Origin of the sequence: Streptomyces camelliae, from assembly GCF_027625935.1 — a bacterium.
GTDB lineage: Bacteria > Actinomycetota > Actinomycetes > Streptomycetales > Streptomycetaceae > Streptomyces > Streptomyces camelliae.
This window is the reverse complement of record NZ_CP115300.1, coordinates 8,953,893-8,968,597: the sequence shown is the minus strand read 5'-3', so window position 1 is coordinate 8,968,597 and position 14,705 is coordinate 8,953,893. Positions and strand designations below refer to the sequence as shown.

Below are 14,705 nucleotides of genomic sequence, written 5' to 3'. Positions count from 1 at the left end.
GCCGGACCGGCCGCACACATCACTGGGAGAGACCATGGCGGCACAGCTCACCACGCTGCTCAGGGCGGCATACGAACACGTGTGTCCGGTGCCGCCTGCCGCCGGCGCCGTCTCGGCCGTACGCCGAAGTGTGGCGGCGGTCCTCGCCGACTGGAGCGTGGCTCCGGGAGTCGCCGAGGACGTGCTCCTCGTGGTGTCCGAGCTGGTCACCAACGCGATCGTGCACGCCCGCCCGCCGGCCGTACTGCGGCTGTCCTGGGCGCCCGGTGACGGTGTCCGCATCGAGGTCACCGACGCGGGACCCGCGCTCTCGCTGCGCCGCTGCGGTGCCGGGACGGATCCGGACGAGCATGGCCGGGGCGAGACGATCGTCCATGCCCTGGCGACTCGTCATGGCATACGCGTCCACGCCGGCGGGGTCACCCGCTGGGCCCATCTCGCGGCGGGCTAGGGCTTGGCCGGCGGATCTTGCCGGAGTCGCGTGTTGATGAGGCCCCCTTGCCTTGAGCCGGCCTGATCCGCCGGACGGGCCCTAGGGCCTGTGTGGTGTCGTGATCAATCTTGCCGATCCGGGTCCCTCAGGACGGGGGATCCGGTAGGAAGACCATCGTGACACGCAGGCAACTCACCGACGAACAGTGGAAGTTGATCGAGCCGTTCCTGCCGATAGGCGAGTACGGACCGTACCCCACACGACTGCGGGATCAGTTCGAGGGGGTGATCTGGCGGTTCCGCACCAGCAGCCAGTGGCGGGAGATGCCCGGCGAGTTCGGACCGTGGCCGACGGTCTACGGCCGCTTCCGGGTGTGGAGGGACGCCGGAGTCTTCACCGCACTGCTCGAAGGCTTGATCACTGAGGCCGCCCGCCAGGGACAGACGGACTTATCCCTGGTCAGCGTGGACTCCACCACGGCCCGCGCTCACCACGACGCGGCCGGGATGCGCATCGGCAAGGAGGTCCTGGACGCCCTTGAGGAAGCCGCCGTCGAACAGGAACGGGCCCGGCAAAAAGGGGCGGCCCGCCAGAACAGAGCGGACAGCACGGCAGTGACGACCCCGAGCGCGAAGAGCGGCGGCACATCAGGCGACGGCGCAAGCTCCGCTTGAGCCAGGCCCTGCTCGGCAGATCCCGCGGTGGACTGACGAGCAAGATTCACCTGGCCGCAGACCGCAAGTGTCGTCCGCTGTCCCTCGTCCTGACCGCAGGACAGGCCGCCGACAGCCCGCAATTCGTCCCCGTGCTGCAGAAGGTGCGCATCCGTCTTCCCGTCGGGCGGCCCCGGACCCGGCCCGACGCTGTCGCCGCGGACAAGGCCTACTCCTCCCGTGCCAACCGCTCCTACCTGCGGAGTCGCAACATCAAGGCAGTCATCCCGGAGAAGACGGACCAGGCCGCCAACCGGAAGAAGAAGGGCAGACGGGGCGGTCGCCCCACACGCCACGACGCCGAGCTCTACAAGGAGCGCAACACCGTCGAGCGCCTGATCAACAAGCTAAAGGCCTGGCGGGGCATCGCGACTCGACACGACAAAACACCCGAGAGCTACCTCGCCGGCCTCCACCTCCGTGCCTCGATGATCTGGATCAACGACCTCCTGAAGGCAACCGGTTGATCACAACATCACACAGGCCCTAGAGCGCGACCTCGGTCCGGTGCGGCACGGGAACCTGCCCGCCCGCGGACCGCTTGCGGAGCAGGAGCAGGGCGGCGTCGTCGTGCAGCCGGCCTCCCACATGTGCCAGCAGCTCGTCGTGGACCGCGCCGAGCGTGTGCGCCGGCTCGTCGGACACATGGCGGGCCACGCCCGCGGCCAGCGGATAGAACTCGCGGGCGTGATCGCGGGCTTCGGTGACCCCGTCGGTGTAGAGCAGCAGCTGGTCTCCCACGGCGAAGGGCAGATGCTGGAGGCGGGGGGCCTGTCCTGCAAGGGCACGCAGCCCGAGAGGCGGGGTCGGCTGGGCCGGTTCCACCGCCGTGACGTCTCCGGAAGCGGAGATCAGCAGCGGAGGCGCGTGTCCGCAGTTCACCACCTCCAAGTGCCCTGACCCCGGGCATCCGGCGATCACCGCGGTGACGAAGTCGTCCGGGCCGAGATTGCGGGCCAGACTCCGCTCGATCCTGCCGACGACGGCGAGCAGGTCGGGCTCGTCATAGGCGGCCTCTCGGAACACGCCGAGCACGAGTGCGGCGGTCCCCACGGCGGGCAGCCCCTTGCCCCGCACATCTCCGACGATCAGCCTGACGCCGTGCGGGGTGGGCACCAAGGCATAGAGGTCCCCGCCGATCCGGGCCTCGGCCGCCGCGGCGCTGTAGCGGACGGCCACCTGGAACGGGCCGACGGTCTCCGGAACGGGCTGGAGCAGCGCGTGCTGGGCGGCCTCGGCGACCGAGCGTACGGCCGCGAGCACCCGTTCACGACGGCCGCGCAGCGCGCCGGCCAGGCCGCTGGCCGCGGTGACGGCCAGCAGGGCGGACAGTACGGCCGCCAGCTCACCGGCCGGAATCCCCTGCCGGTGCCCCAGCAGGGCGCCCAGCGTCGCGGCGACGAGTCCGACGCCCAGCACGCCTCGCGGGCCGTTGGTGGCCGCGGCCAGCGCGGGTCCGGCCGCCAGCAGCGGCAGCCAGATCCCTCCGGCGACGTCGACGAACACGACGGCGAGGAGCAGGAGGGGCAGCACACACATTCCGGGGGCCAGGTGCCCGCCCGTACACCGGCGGGCCCAGCCCCAGGCCCCGGCCGTACGGCTCCTGAACAGCCGCATCGGCATGTGGTCGCCGCCATGGTGTCGCGCCTGGGTCATGTGTCGTCCGCTGTCCTCGCCTGGATGGGGTGCGCACCCGGAATGTCCGTTTCATTAAGCAAACGGGCTGGGCGCGGGCAGCCACAAGGAGCGGATTTTCAGATAGTGAGCGAGAGGCTTCTGGTCACCCGGCTCGCGATCGGTAGCAGGCGTGCCCGGATCTCCTGCAACCGGGCCTGCCGTTCCACCGGCAGGGAGACACCGAGGGAGCCGAGTGTGTCGCCGCTGTACACGGGCACGGCGACGCAGACCGTGCCGAGCGCGTACTCCTCCAGGTCCGTGACCGCCGGTGCCAAGGGGGACGACTCGATCCTGCGCAGCAGGTCCGGAACGCTGGTGATCGTCCGGGGAGTGAGGTCGGCGAGGTGGTGCCTGGACAGATAGTCCCGGCGAGCGTCCTCGTCCAGCTCACGGAGGACGGACTTGCCGAGGGCGGTGGCATGGCCGGCGTCCTCGAACCCCACCCACAGATCCACCCGCGGTGTGCGGGGGCTGTCGACGATCTCGGCGACCCGGATCTCGCCGTCCTCGTAGAACGTGAGGTAGGTGGCGGTGGACAGCTCGTCCCGCAGGGCGGCGAGCGCCGGGCGGACGCGGCTGAGCAGTGTCTGTGTGCGGCCCGCCGAGTGCAGGGACTTCAGTTTGTCGCCGAGGACGAAACCGCCGTCGGGGAGTTTGCGCACGTATCCGTCGTGCACCAGGGTGCGCAGCAGGTGATAGGCGGTGGCCAGGGGCAGCTCGGTCTCGCGTGCCAGCTGTTTCGCCGGCGCGCCGTTCTCGTGCGCGCTCACCGCCTCCAGCAACCGGAAGGCCCGCTGCACGGACGTGATGAGCGTGGGGCCGTCCTGAACGCCCATAGGACCAGACTGCGCTGGGCACGTGACACGGGCAAGGCAGGGACCAGCGGGCGACGGATCCCGTCGGGTCCGTCGCACACGGTGATTGATCACTGCCGGCTCAGCGAGTCCAGGAGTTCACGGCCGTGTGGCCACGTGCCCAGGCCACTGGCGGAGTTGATGTGTCCGCACGCGCCCGCCAGGTGCCATCGTGCCTCCCACCGCGCCGCGAAACCGGCTGCTGCCTCGGGGGTGCAGTACGGGTCGTCGGCGCTGCCCACCACCAGGGCCGGGCACGGCAGGGGTCGTGCGGACACCTCGGTGAACGTCGCGGCCGCCCGGCGTGGGAACGCGGGCCCGTGCGGGTCGGGCGGCGCGACCAGGAACGCGCCGCCTGTCGGGCTTGAGGGGTTCTTGTGCAGCCAGGTGGACGCCGCCCAGCAACCCAGGCTGTGTGCCACCAGCACAACGCTGCTGTCCTGCCGGAAAGCGTGGTCGTACGCCTCCTGGACAGCGTCGACCCAGTCATCCAGATCGGGGGCGGACCAGGAGGAAGGAGAGATCCTCACCGCTGAGGTGCCCCAGTGCCGCTCCCACAGGGTCTGCCAGTGCTGCCCGTCCGAGCCGTCGATGCCCGGGACGATGACGTACGCGGCCACTGCCCACCACCATTCCATTCGCCGCCCCTACGATCACGGGGGCACCTGACGCAGATTCTGAGGGATGCATCGGGGCGGTGGCGGTGATGCAAGTGATCTCAAAGAGAACGGTACGGACGACGATGGAATCACTCGACCGGATAGACCGGGACATCCTCACCCTGCTCCAGGCCGAGGGCCGGCTGACCGGTGCGGAGGTGGGGCGCCGTGTCGGACTCTCCCAGCCCGCGGCCGCCGCCCGCATCCAGCGGCTGGAGAAGAACGGCGTCATCACCGGCTACCGAGCCGTGGTCGACCCCGCTGCCCTCGGACTGAACATTCACGCGGTCATCCGGCTGCGCACCACCCACGCCCAGCTCGCGCGTGCCCTGGACTTCGCCTCCCGGACCGCCGAGATCACCTCCACCCTCAGAGTCACCGGCGAAGACTGCCTCATCTTCGACGTCTACTGCCCGCAGGCAGGACGCCTCGAAGAAGTCGTCGACGCACTTGCCCGTTACGGCCCTGTCACCACGTCCCTCGTGCTCCGCGCCTACCCTCAGAAGCCGCTGACCGACGCCGAGTGACCGTCGGCGCGAGACGCCCTCATGGGCAGGGTGTTCGCGAAAGCGAGTATCTCCTTGTTGTAGCGGTCCGGGTCGCTCATGCAGAGGCCATGTCCCGCGCCGTCGATCACTACGAGCCGTGAGTCGGGAAGCAGGCCATGGGTCCTGTACCCGGTGTACTCGATCGGTGCCGAGCGGTCGGCGTCTCCCTGGATGACCAGGGCGGGGACGGTGATCGCGGTGAGTTCCTCGCGCAGGTCCGCTTCGATGCATGTCTCGTTCGTCGACAGCAGAACCTGCAGCGGCGTGTCGAAGAACTGGCGGCGGGTCCAGTCGCTCAGCCCGGCCGACACCGGGTGGCCGGGGCCGAACCACTCGGCGCCCGAGGTGCCTTCGACGAACGCGCCGATGTCGCGGCACATGACCGCACGGGCCGCCTCCGCGGTCGCCGCCTGGACGGGGCCCTCCGGGTTCTCGTCCGTGCGCAGCAGGAACGGTGTGGTGGGCGCGCTCAGGACGACCCCCTTGACGCGCTCGTCTCCCCGACGTGTCAGAGAGCGGACCACCTCGGCCGCGCCCATGGAGTGTCCGACCAGCACCGCGTCGCGCAGCTCCAGGTGGGCGAGCAGTCCGCCAGGTCGTCGGCGAGGCGGTCGAGGTCGTAGCCCCGTCCGGGCACGTCGGACCGCCCGTGGCCGCGCCGGTCGAAGACGACGCAGCGCATGCCGGCGGCGAGAGCGGCGGGGATCTGGTAGTGCCACATCCCGCTGTTGAGTGCCCAGGCATGGGCGAAGACGACGGTGCGGCCCCCGGCCTCGCCCGCCTCCGCGTAGAAGAGCCGGGTCCCGTCGGTGGTGTCGAAGTAGGGCATCGGTGAGGTCCTCTCACGGTCACAGGTCGGTGGAACCCGGCCATCGTGCGACCGGCGGGGACGGCGATGCGAATACCTGGCAGGTACTCGTTTCCCGCCCCTGCGCGGGCTATCGTCGCGGTTCGTGACAGCCGTGACCGTCGGGGATCTGATCCGTCGCCGGCGGGGCCTGGCCCGGCGCAGCCAGATGGATCTGGCGCACGGGATCGGGATCTCGCCCCGCCATCTGAGCTTCGTCGAGCTGGGCAAGTCGAGGCCCAGTCCCGGCGTGCTCGTGGCGATCGCCCGGCATCTCGACCTTCCGCTGCGCGAGCGGAACGACTGGCTGCTGGCCGCCGGTTACGCGCCCCGTTACCCGGAGACGGCGCTGGCCGATTCCGGACTGTCCGGGGTTCGGGCGTCGTTGCAGAGGCTCCTGGACGCGCACGATCCGTTTCCCGGTGCCGTGATCGACCGTCAGTGGAATGTGCGGCTCACCAACGAGGCCGGGCGCCGGCTGGTCTCCGGCATCCCGGAAGAAGTCCGCGGCGTGCCGACCAACATCTTCCGTACCGCACTGCACCCCGATGGTCTCGCCCGCCGTACCCGCAACTTCCCGGAGTGGTCCGCCCATCTGCTGCGCCGGCTGGACCGGGCCGTCGTCCGGACCCAGGACCCGGCCCTCGTCGCGCTCGCCGACGAGATCACCACCTGGCCGGCCATCCCCGACCGTCGCACCTGGAGCCGGTTGTCCTCCGACGGCGCGGACGACCCGGTGCTGTCCTGGCGGGTGGAAGTCGGTGGTGAGGAGCTGTCGATGTTCACCATGATGAGCGCTTTCGGGACCCCCGCGGACGTGACCCTGTCCGAGTTGTGCGTCGAGCTCTTCTTTCCCGCCGACCGGGCGACCGAGACGGCCCTACGCCACCATGCCGAGTTCAGCTGACATCTGTACCTCTGCCGACGCCGCCTGCGCACAGCGGACGCCGCTCGCGCCGCCACGCGCCCGGCCCTGTGCGTTCAGCCGTCGATGTCGATGTCGAAGGTCGACGTGCTGCCGTCGGCGGCGGTCAGAGTGACCGGCCCGAACGTGATGATCACGGAGGCGTTTCCGCCCGGCCCCCGGTAGAACCCTGTCGCCCTGGTGGCCCTCACCGCGATCGCGACCAGTGTCGACACCGCCTGCTCGTCGGCGTCGAACTTGGCACGGGTGAAGGCATGATGGCCGTGGGCTTCGCCCCAGTCGCGAAGACTGCGCGCGTCGCGGCTCATCTCGGGCAGGATGCTGGGATTCGCCCAGGCCCACATCCACGAGCCCGCCCGGGGGCTGTAACTGCCGAGAATCTGGGCGGGCGCCGTCGCACTCCTGTCAGGAAATGTCCAGGTGATGAGCCCGGTCGTCTGATCCAGATCCCAGCGATCGGCGGTCCCCAGGCCCCACGTCATGTGGGCCTGGGCCAGTTGCCTGATCATCTCCTCACCTTGCAGGACCAGGATGCCCAGCCCGCCGTCCTGCGCGGAATCCTCTGCCTCGCCGGCCGAATCGGCCCCTTCGAACTGCTCCATGTCACAGGAGTCTCGCAGAGGCCCCGCACACGCTCTCCAGCGGGCTGTGCAAGGCTCCCGGCAGCGCGGCTGAACTACCAGCCCATGTCCCGGGCGACCTCCTGCTGAGCCGCGGCGATCTCCTCGGCGGTCGACGCGGTCACATCGGTGTCCGCAGCCCACTCCAGGCGCGACAGCAGGTCGGCCAGGGCCTGCTTCTGGGCCGGGTGGGAGATCGGGACCGTATCGAGATCCGTGCTCATCAGCCAGTCGAACAACACGATGGCATCCGCACGCCACAGGCGCACCGTCACGGTCGGGACATCGTCTTCCATGGGCCAATAGTGTCTTGCTGTCAAAAAATGATGAATCGCCGGGCAACGGTGCTCCCTCGACCGTCCTCTGAGTGGTTGGAATCGGTGAGGTGATACGGAAGCTGCGGGTCGAGGAGGACAGAGACGGATGATGGGCGCTCTCAACCGAAAGGCCGCGCGTGCGGCAGTCGTCGCGGCGATCGGCATTTCTGCGCTCGGGCTGAGCGCGGTGACGGCCTCCGCAAAGGTCAGTTATGACTTCAAGGCGAGTCCGCACACCGTGACAGCCGGTGCGCGCGTCCACCTGAAGGGCTACGCCATGAAGGACGACGACCTCTTTCAGAGGTTCTGTGTGCAGGAGCGACAGGGCACCTCCTGGCGCACGGTGAAGTGCGCTCACGGTGCGGTCTTCGACGGCGGTTCGGTCGACACGTGGGTGCGGACGCAGCACCGTGGCACACTGCGGTTCCGCGGCGCGCTCTACGAGACGGACTGGAACTCGAAGAAGCTCCACCTGCAGATGGTCACGCCGACCGAGACCGTCACGGTTCGCTGATCGATCGCGGAGGTACGCCGTTGCTGACCACATGCCGCTCCAGAGGAGTCGGCATGTGGCGGACCGGCCGCTCGGGAGCCGGCCTACTGGATGCTCCAGCGGTGCGGATGAGCGGGATCTGCGGGGCAGGCGAAGATGTTGAGTTCACCCCAGCGGCCCACGGTGACCTGGGTCGGCCGGGCCGACTGACATGCGGGCAGGTTCGTTTCCTCCAGCGGCTTCCAGCTGCCGCTGCCGCCGTCCCCTCCGTGCTGTCGATGGTCAGCAGCAGGTGCAGGGGTGCCGCGCAGGTCGGGCAGTTCATCGGGGACGGGTCCCTTGCGTGCCAGGAGGCGAAACCGCCCACACGCCAGCCCGGTGGGATCGACAGGTCGTACTGACAGGCCACCAGCGTCGCGTGGTCGTCCGCCGATTGCTCGCCATCCTCCTCCTGCTCCTCTTCCCAGGCGTCGATCCGGGCACACAGATCCTCAGGGAGGAGGCCCGCGAAGGGGTAGGTGGCCACCTGCTCCGCATGCAGCACGCACGGTTCGGGCACATAGCCCTCGTAGCCGACGACCTGTGGCAGCGGATCGGTCGCGGCAGCCTCGTGAATGCGATGCTTCTGGTCCAGTCTCTCCCGCAGCCGACGTTCCTCGTCGGTGGGGCCGGGGCTCGATTCGCGGTGCCATGCGGAAGCCAGGATCTGCCGCCGCCGGTGTCCCGCGCCCTCCTGTCCCGCCTCACCGAGGGCGCCGCGACGATGGCGACCACGCTGACGGCGATGTCGGAGTGGGGCCGTGCGTAGGAGGGCGGGTCGCCTCGCGGAGTGAAGCGGGAGAGGCTGTCGCGGGCGTGGGCTAGAGCTTCGGATCACGATCGGAGCCGGCTGATGCAGAACGGCGGCGGTGCCTGCCCAGGCCTGGGCAGGCACCGCCGTGCGCCGGGTCAGACCAGGGGCCACAGCACGGTGGTCAAGGCGAAGCCCGCACATCCCATGACTGTCGTCAGTACGGTCCAGGTGCGCAGCCCCGTCGCCACATCGAGGCCGGCGAGCTTGGTGAACATCCAGTACCCGGCGTCGTTGATGTGGGACAGCGCCAGGGCGCCCGCGCCCATCGCCAGGGCCACCAGGGACAGTTGCGCCGTGGACAGGTCGGCTCGGTGCAGCAGCGGGGTGAGGATGCCGGCGGTGGTGACGAGGGCGACGGTCGCCGACCCCTGGGCGGCCCGCAGGGCGAGGGACGTGAGGAAGGCCAGCAGCAGCACCGGCAGGCCGGTCCTCTCCAGGACGTCGGCGATCGCACCGCCGATGCCACTGGCGACCAGGACCTTGCCGAAGACACCGCCCGCGCCCGCGACCAGGATCACCATCGCGACGGGCGGCAGTGCGGAGCCCATGACCTCGGAGATGCGTGCGCGGTTCCAGCCGCGGCGGGCGCCCAGGAAGTAGCCGCACAGGGTGACATCGATGAGCAGTGCCACCATCGGGGCGCCGAGGACAGTGAGTACGGCGCGGAGAGTGTTGCCCGCGGGGAGGGTGTTCTCGCCGATGGTGCCGAGGAGGATCAGCAGGATCGGAGTGACGATCAGCGTCAGGACCATGCCGAAGGACGGCGGCCGGACATCGGTGCCCTGGATGGCGGGCCTGGTCAGCACGGCGGCGCCCCGGCCGCCTTCGCCCGGCGTCGGGCTGTTCGGCGTGCCGTCGGGTGCCTGCGCCGCGCTGGACGTGCCCCCATCGGTGTCCGGAGCGCCGTACACCTCGGCGTACACCGCCGGATCCATCGGGTGTGCGCGGCGGGTGAGACGACGGGAGACGAGGTAGCCGAACAGGACCACGACGGCCGTGAGGGGGATGCCCATCAGCAGCATCAGGCCCTGGCTGGCGCCGATCGCCTCGGCGACCGCGACGGCTCCCGGGTGCGGCGGCAGAAAGGCGTGGACGGTGAGCATCGCGGCGCCCATCGGCAGCGCGTACACCAGCAGTGGCTTGCGGGAGGCGCGGGCCACGCCGTACGCGATCGGCATCAGGATGATCAGGCCCACCTCGAAGAAGACGGGGATGCCCAGGACGAACCCGGCGACGGCCAGCGCCAGCGGGGTCCGGCGGGAGCCGAACCTCTCGATGAGGGAGTACGCGAACGCGTGGGCGCCGCCGGAGAGTTCGATGATCCGGCCGATCATCGCGCCCAGTGCGATGATCGTGGCGATGTGGCCCAGGGTGGCGCCCATGCCCTCTTCGATGGTCTTCACCAGGTCGGCGGCGGGCACACCCGCGGCCAGCGCGACGCCGATGCTGACGACGACGAGGGCGACGAAGGGCTGGACCTTGGCTCTCAGGATGAGCAGGAGCAGGGTCGCGACACCGGCGGCCGCGATGACCAGCAGGGTGGTGTGGCTCATCGTCCCACTCCTTCCGGGGACTTGGGAGACAGGACGGTGACGACGGAGGAGTCGTCGCGGGCGCCGAGCCCGGCGCGCTCGCCGAGCAGGTAGAGCTGTTCGGCCGCGGCGGCCAGGGGCACGGGGACGTGGGCGTCCTTGGCGATGCCGGTGACGATGCCCATGTCCTTGACGAAGATGTCGAGCCGTGACTTGACCTCGGGCTCGGGGCCGTCGTCGTAGGTCTGGACCATGCGGGGCCCGCGGTCGGCGAACATGAAGGAGCCGGCGGCGCCGTGCTTGAGGCTGTCCACGACCGCGCCCGGGTCGAGCCCGAGGCCACGGGCGAGCGCGATCGCCTCGGCCGCGGCCGCGATGTGCACGCCTGCCAGCAGCTGGTTGACGGCCTTCATCGCCTGTCCGTCGCCGGGGCGCGGGCCGACGACCGTGAGTGTCGAGGCGAGCAGGTCGAGGACCGGGCGGGCCGCCTTCAGCGCCACCTCCTCGGCGCCGACGACGATCAGCAGATCACCGTTGCCGGCCCGCACCGGGCCACCGCTGACCGGCGCGTCCACGGTCAGCACCCCACGTACGGCGAGCCGAGCGGCGGTGCTGCGTGCCGCCTCGGGCCCGACCGTGCTGGTGAGGATCACCGCCGTACCGGGGCGGAGGGCTTCGGCGGCGCCGTTCTCGCCGAACAGCGCGCCCTCGACCTGGGCCTGGTCGCGTACGGCGAGTACGACGACGTCGGCGTCACGGACGGCCTCGGCCGGGGACGCGGCATCGCGGGCGCCCATGGTGGTCAGGCCGGCCCGGCGGTCGGCGGCGATGTCGTAGACGGAGACGGGCAGTTCGCCGGCCAGACGGCGCGCCATGGGAAGTCCCATGGCACCCAGGCCTATGACGGCCGTGCGGGGACGGGGGTGCGGAGACATCTTCGTCCTCCTGGGGAGAAGTGAGGAGAGAGGGGAAGGGCGGCCCACTGCCGGGAAGAGGTGCCGGCAGCGGAGCAGGGGATATGGGGGACGCGGCTCGTGCGTGGGGATGGCGCAGGAGCCCGCGGCGTCAGTGGCGGCTCGCCGGAGGGGAGCGGTGCGGCGGGCCGCCGTACGACGATCTCGGGCGGTACGGCGGCGCTGTGCGGTCCGTCGTCGGCGGGGCCGGGCCGAGGTCAGGCGTTTGCGGTCTCGGCGCCGGGGGTGAGGCGGCCGATGACCTCCAGAGCGGCGTCCCGGACCGCGTCGCGGCCCGACGCCCACAGGGAGACCGCGTCGGAACCGGGCAGGGCGGCCGGGAGGGTGCTGCGGACCGCCTCCAGGTAGGCGCGGCGCAGTTCGGCGTTGACGTTGACCTTGGCGACACCACGCGTGAGAGCGCCGTGCAGTTCCTCGACGGGCAGTCCGCTGGCGCCGTGCAGGACGAGCGGGACCGGTACGGCCTGGTGGATCGCGGCCAGCCGCGCCAGGTCGAGGCGGACCGGGCTCTTGGTGAAGCCGTGGACGTTGCCGACGGCGACGGCGAGTGCGTCCACGCCCGTGGCCGCCACGAACTCGGCCGCCTGGTCCGGATCCGTCATCGCCGTGGCCTGGGCGACGGCGTCGGTGGAGACGTCCTCGTCGCCGGGCAGGGCGCCGAGCTCGGCCTCCACCCAGGCCCCGTGGTCGCGGGCCCGCCGCACCGCCTCCTTCGTCAGAGCGATGTTCTCGGTGAACGGCAGGTGGGAACCGTCCACCATGACGGAGGTGTAGCCGGCCTCCAGGCAGGCCGTGATCTCGTCCAGGTCCCTGCTGTGGTCGAGGTGCACACCGAGGCGAGCGGTGGAGTGTGCGGCGGCGTCCAGAGCCAGTCGCATCAGGGCCTCGCGCCCGGCGTGCTTGAAGGGGCTGGAGCCCGCCTGGATCAGGACGGGTCGTCCGCAGGCCTCGGCGGCGGCCGTGACGCCCTGGACGGTCTCCAGGTTGTAGGCGACGAACCCGGGCACCGCGTGACCGGCGGCCGCGGCATCCTTCAGGACGTCGGTTCCGTGCAGCAGCATCAGGGGCTCCGGAGCAGGTCGAGGGCGTCGGCGAGGGCGTCGGCGTCGCCGACGTTCCCGGCGAAGACGATGTAGGGGATACCGGCGGCGGGGCCGTCCACGGGCTCCCAGAGCGAGACGATCCCGGGCAGCAGCGTGCCCCGGGCCCAGGCACGGCCGATCCGCAGGCCGTGCGTGGCGGTGTCGCTGGAGGTGATGCCGCCCTTGGCGACGACGAAGGCGGGTCGCCGGGTGGCGTTGACCCGGCGCACGGCCTCCACGAGCGCGGCGGAGACCCGGCGGGAGATCGCCAGGCTGTCGTCGGCGTCGGCCCCCGTCACGAGCGTGCGCGAGGTGCGGATCACGGCGTCCGTGGCGTCCAGTGCGCCGGCGGCCGCGGCCGCGATCTCGGCGATGTGGGCGTCACGCCGTGCCTCGTCGAGCAGGAGCGCCACGTCGAGTTCGTACTCGGCGATCCCGCCACGCTCCCGCAGCCGGCCCAACTGCCGTGTCGTCAGGGAGACATGGGATCCTACGGCGATCAGGCCGTGCGGTGCGTCCCCGCGCAGCCGGCGCAGTTCCGCCGGGGTGAGCGGGGCCCGGCCGGCCTGTCCGGCGCGGGCCCGGACGAAGGACGGCCCGACCCGGTACAGCAGCCGCGTGCCGTTCTCCTCCGCCTCCGCGAGGGCGAGGGCCAGCACTCGCAGATCGTCGTCGCACACGGCGTCGACCACGGCCGTACGGCCGCCGTGCAGCGCGGACAGCAGCCGCGCCACGTGTGCCGGGCCACCGCCCCTGAGGTCGTCGAGCGTGATGCGCAGCACCTCGTCGGCCCTGACCCGCCCGGCCGTCTTCTCCTCGACCCACTCCGGCAGCGAGGAGCTGCGGTAGCCGAAGGTGGCGTCACGGGCGAACTCGCTCTCGCCGACCGGCAGCAGTCCGTCGGCCGTACGCATCCAGTGGCGGGAGCCGACGGTCAGCCGGCCCGCCTCGATGTAGGCGGGGACCAGCACCACACCGTCCGGAGCGCCGGCGCCCAGCTCGGTCAGCTCCTCGGCGAGGACATCTGTCTCCAGCGGGAAGTGCCCGCGCAGGGTCGAGTCGCCGCGGCTGGCCAGGACATAACCGGCGCCCTCAGCCGTCGCCGCCGTGTGCAGGGCCCGGACCACCTCACGGTTGCGGGCGGCGGCGTCCTCGGGCGACAGGCTGCGGGTGTTGGTGAGGACGAAGAAGGCGGTGCTGTCCTGGCGCAGTGCCCAGCGCAGGTCCTCCACCGTCCAGGAGGTCAGGACCGGGACGTCGGCGACCGTCTGGGTGCCGGTCGGATCGTCGTCGAGGACGACGAGACGGGGGCCGCCGGAGATACGGGCGGCCACCTCGGCGGCGCTTGCCTCGCGGACCGGGGGCAGCCCTTCCAGCACCACGGCCTCGGGAACGGGCCCCGGCTGGGCAGGGAGGGGTAGGGACATGGCGAATTCCTGGTGTCTGTCGGGGAGTTGAGCGGAGGTTCGTCAGTCGCGGCCGCGCTTGATCACGTGGGTGCGCAGATCGTCGGCGGTCTGGTTCATGTGGCCGTCCATCGCGGCTCGGGCCGCATCGGGGTTGCCGGTCTCCAGCGCGGCGAGCACCGCCTCGTGGTGGGCGATGGCGTTCGTGCGGATCTCGGGGACGGCCGAGGTCTCCCGGCGCCCCTCGACGAGCAGCGGGCCGAACGGCTCGAAGAGCAGCGGGACGAACAGGTTGCCCGTCGCCCTCATCACCGTGTCGTGGAAGTCGATGTCGGCCTGCACGAACTGCTCGGTGTCGCCCGCCTCGGCGGCCTCACGCATGAGCGCGAGGTGCTGACGCAGCACGTCCAGGTCCTCTTCGGTACGGCGGGAGGCGGCCAGCTCGCACGCGCCGTTCTCGATGAGCCGGCGCGCCTCGATCAACCGTTCCGACAGGGCGCCGCTCGCGGTGCGCGAGGCCGCCCGCACCACCGGTTCCAGGGCGGTCCACCGGTCCGGCGGGTTGACATAGGTGCCGCGGCCGCGCACCACCCTCACCACGTTCTGCGCCCGCAGCTGCTTCACCGCCTCGCGGACGGTCAGGCGGCTGACCCCGCTCTGCTCCGAGAGCTCTCCCTCGGGCGGGAGGACGGCATCCGGCGGATACTGCCCGTCGATGATCGCGGTGAGCAGCTGCTCGGCAAGGTCGTCCGAGAGCGACATGGCGGAACCT

Annotated in this window: 17 protein-coding genes and 1 pseudogene; 6 read left to right on the top strand and 12 right to left on the bottom strand. The window is 71.0% G+C overall.

The features are described from left to right. Window positions 1–34: 34 nt before the first annotated feature. Window positions 35–451, top strand: a complete 417-nt coding sequence (locus O1G22_RS41185; protein ID WP_270085994.1) for an ATP-binding protein — start codon at window positions 35–37, stop codon at window positions 449–451. A 158-nt stretch (window positions 452–609) separates the two neighbouring features. Then, a pseudogene (locus O1G22_RS41180) lies at window positions 610–1,613 on the top strand (IS5 family transposase). A 19-nt stretch (window positions 1,614–1,632) separates the two neighbouring features. Here O1G22_RS41180 and O1G22_RS41175 read toward each other — a convergent pair. From O1G22_RS41175 to O1G22_RS41165, 3 genes are all read right to left on the bottom strand, one after another. Next, the gene (locus tag O1G22_RS41175; protein WP_428986458.1) at window positions 1,633–2,802 is read right to left on the bottom strand and encodes a PP2C family protein-serine/threonine phosphatase; all 1,170 of its coding nucleotides are present in this window, start codon (window positions 2,800–2,802) and stop codon (window positions 1,633–1,635) included. A 98-nt stretch (window positions 2,803–2,900) separates the two neighbouring features. Next, a complete protein-coding gene (locus tag O1G22_RS41170) occupies window positions 2,901–3,659 on the bottom strand; it encodes an IclR family transcriptional regulator (protein ID WP_270085993.1) in 759 nt (252 codons plus the stop codon). 89 nt (window positions 3,660–3,748) lie between these two features. After that, on the bottom strand, window positions 3,749–4,297 hold the full coding sequence (locus O1G22_RS41165) for an RBBP9/YdeN family alpha/beta hydrolase (RefSeq protein ID WP_270085992.1): 549 nt from the start codon (window positions 4,295–4,297) through the stop codon (window positions 3,749–3,751). Between the two features lie 122 nt (window positions 4,298–4,419). On the opposite strand from O1G22_RS41165, the gene O1G22_RS41160 reads away from it, so the two are divergent. Further along, complete coding sequence (locus tag O1G22_RS41160; RefSeq protein ID WP_270085991.1) at window positions 4,420–4,863, top strand: Lrp/AsnC family transcriptional regulator; 444 nt, start codon at window positions 4,420–4,422, stop codon at window positions 4,861–4,863. Here the strand turns inward: O1G22_RS41160 and O1G22_RS41155 are convergent. Further along, window positions 4,836–5,441 (bottom strand): alpha/beta fold hydrolase, encoded by a 606-nt coding sequence (locus tag O1G22_RS41155; protein WP_270085990.1) that lies wholly within the window; start codon window positions 5,439–5,441, stop codon window positions 4,836–4,838. The genes O1G22_RS41160 and O1G22_RS41155 overlap by 28 nt on opposite strands. Beyond that, window positions 5,393–5,713 (bottom strand): alpha/beta fold hydrolase, encoded by a 321-nt coding sequence (locus O1G22_RS41150; protein ID WP_270085989.1) that lies wholly within the window; start codon window positions 5,711–5,713, stop codon window positions 5,393–5,395. The genes O1G22_RS41155 and O1G22_RS41150 overlap by 49 nt, the downstream gene beginning before the upstream one ends. A gap of 124 nt (window positions 5,714–5,837) precedes the next feature. Here O1G22_RS41150 and O1G22_RS41145 point away from each other — a divergent pair, with 124 nt between their 5' ends. Then, entirely contained in the window at window positions 5,838–6,638 is an 801-nt protein-coding gene (locus O1G22_RS41145) for an MmyB family transcriptional regulator (RefSeq protein ID WP_270085988.1), read from the top strand. 74 nt (window positions 6,639–6,712) lie between these two features. Here the strand turns inward: O1G22_RS41145 and O1G22_RS41140 are convergent, their stop codons facing one another. Together O1G22_RS41140 and O1G22_RS41135 are read right to left on the bottom strand one after the other, a co-directional pair. After that, window positions 6,713–7,258, bottom strand: coding sequence for a DUF6882 domain-containing protein (locus O1G22_RS41140; protein ID WP_270085987.1), 546 nt, complete (start codon window positions 7,256–7,258; stop codon window positions 6,713–6,715). A gap of 74 nt (window positions 7,259–7,332) precedes the next feature. Then, window positions 7,333–7,572, bottom strand: a complete 240-nt coding sequence (locus O1G22_RS41135) for a hypothetical protein (protein ID WP_270085986.1) — start codon at window positions 7,570–7,572, stop codon at window positions 7,333–7,335. Between the two features lie 127 nt (window positions 7,573–7,699). Between O1G22_RS41135 and O1G22_RS41130 the strand changes: the two genes are divergently transcribed. Beyond that, window positions 7,700–8,107 carry a hypothetical protein gene (locus tag O1G22_RS41130; RefSeq protein WP_270085985.1) on the top strand — a complete coding sequence of 136 codons (408 nt, stop codon included), beginning with the start codon at window positions 7,700–7,702 and terminating at the stop codon, window positions 8,105–8,107. A 397-nt stretch (window positions 8,108–8,504) separates the two neighbouring features. After that, window positions 8,505–8,894 (top strand): hypothetical protein, encoded by a 390-nt coding sequence (locus O1G22_RS41125; protein WP_270085984.1) that lies wholly within the window; start codon window positions 8,505–8,507, stop codon window positions 8,892–8,894. Between the two features lie 140 nt (window positions 8,895–9,034). Here the strand turns inward: O1G22_RS41125 and O1G22_RS41120 are convergent, their stop codons facing one another. From O1G22_RS41120 to O1G22_RS41100, 5 genes are all read right to left on the bottom strand, one after another. Then, the gene (locus tag O1G22_RS41120; RefSeq protein WP_270085983.1) at window positions 9,035–10,492 is read right to left on the bottom strand and encodes a GntT/GntP/DsdX family permease; all 1,458 of its coding nucleotides are present in this window, start codon (window positions 10,490–10,492) and stop codon (window positions 9,035–9,037) included. Further along, window positions 10,489–11,406, bottom strand: a complete 918-nt coding sequence (locus O1G22_RS41115) for an NAD(P)-dependent oxidoreductase (protein ID WP_270085982.1) — start codon at window positions 11,404–11,406, stop codon at window positions 10,489–10,491. Before O1G22_RS41115 ends, O1G22_RS41120 begins: the two co-directional genes overlap by 4 nt. A gap of 236 nt (window positions 11,407–11,642) precedes the next feature. Beyond that, window positions 11,643–12,506: a class II fructose-bisphosphate aldolase gene (locus tag O1G22_RS41110; protein WP_270085981.1), complete on the bottom strand. Its 864-nt coding sequence runs from the start codon at window positions 12,504–12,506 to the stop codon at window positions 11,643–11,645. Beyond that, the gene (locus O1G22_RS41105; RefSeq protein ID WP_270085980.1) at window positions 12,506–13,954 is read right to left on the bottom strand and encodes a four-carbon acid sugar kinase family protein; all 1,449 of its coding nucleotides are present in this window, start codon (window positions 13,952–13,954) and stop codon (window positions 12,506–12,508) included. Before O1G22_RS41105 ends, O1G22_RS41110 begins: the two co-directional genes overlap by 1 nt. 42 nt (window positions 13,955–13,996) lie before the next feature. Continuing rightward, entirely contained in the window at window positions 13,997–14,695 is a 699-nt protein-coding gene (locus tag O1G22_RS41100) for a FadR/GntR family transcriptional regulator (RefSeq protein WP_270085979.1), read from the bottom strand. Window positions 14,696–14,705: the final 10 nt, after the last annotated feature.

What these genes read in the sequence shown, in the direction of transcription:
- O1G22_RS41185 (WP_270085994.1), top strand. Translation starts at nt 35, where the DNA reads ATGGCGGCACAGCTCACCACGCTGCTCAGGGCGGCATACGAACACGTG.
- O1G22_RS41150 (WP_270085989.1), bottom strand. Translation starts at nt 5,713, where the DNA reads ATGCCCTACTTCGACACCACCGACGGGACCCGGCTCTTCTACGCGGAG.
- O1G22_RS41105 (WP_270085980.1), bottom strand. Translation starts at nt 13,954, where the DNA reads ATGTCCCTACCCCTCCCTGCCCAGCCGGGGCCCGTTCCCGAGGCCGTG.
- O1G22_RS41140 (WP_270085987.1), bottom strand. Translation starts at nt 7,258, where the DNA reads ATGGAGCAGTTCGAAGGGGCCGATTCGGCCGGCGAGGCAGAGGATTCC.
- O1G22_RS41110 (WP_270085981.1), bottom strand. Translation starts at nt 12,506, where the DNA reads ATGCTGCTGCACGGAACCGACGTCCTGAAGGATGCCGCGGCCGCCGGT.
- O1G22_RS41160 (WP_270085991.1), top strand. Translation starts at nt 4,420, where the DNA reads ATGGAATCACTCGACCGGATAGACCGGGACATCCTCACCCTGCTCCAG.
- O1G22_RS41135 (WP_270085986.1), bottom strand. Translation starts at nt 7,572, where the DNA reads ATGGAAGACGATGTCCCGACCGTGACGGTGCGCCTGTGGCGTGCGGAT.
- O1G22_RS41170 (WP_270085993.1), bottom strand. Translation starts at nt 3,659, where the DNA reads ATGGGCGTTCAGGACGGCCCCACGCTCATCACGTCCGTGCAGCGGGCC.
- O1G22_RS41115 (WP_270085982.1), bottom strand. Translation starts at nt 11,406, where the DNA reads ATGTCTCCGCACCCCCGTCCCCGCACGGCCGTCATAGGCCTGGGTGCC.
- O1G22_RS41100 (WP_270085979.1), bottom strand. Translation starts at nt 14,695, where the DNA reads ATGTCGCTCTCGGACGACCTTGCCGAGCAGCTGCTCACCGCGATCATC.
- O1G22_RS41175 (WP_428986458.1), bottom strand. Translation starts at nt 2,802, where the DNA reads ATGACCCAGGCGCGACACCATGGCGGCGACCACATGCCGATGCGGCTG.
- O1G22_RS41120 (WP_270085983.1), bottom strand. Translation starts at nt 10,492, where the DNA reads ATGAGCCACACCACCCTGCTGGTCATCGCGGCCGCCGGTGTCGCGACC.
- O1G22_RS41130 (WP_270085985.1), top strand. Translation starts at nt 7,700, where the DNA reads ATGATGGGCGCTCTCAACCGAAAGGCCGCGCGTGCGGCAGTCGTCGCG.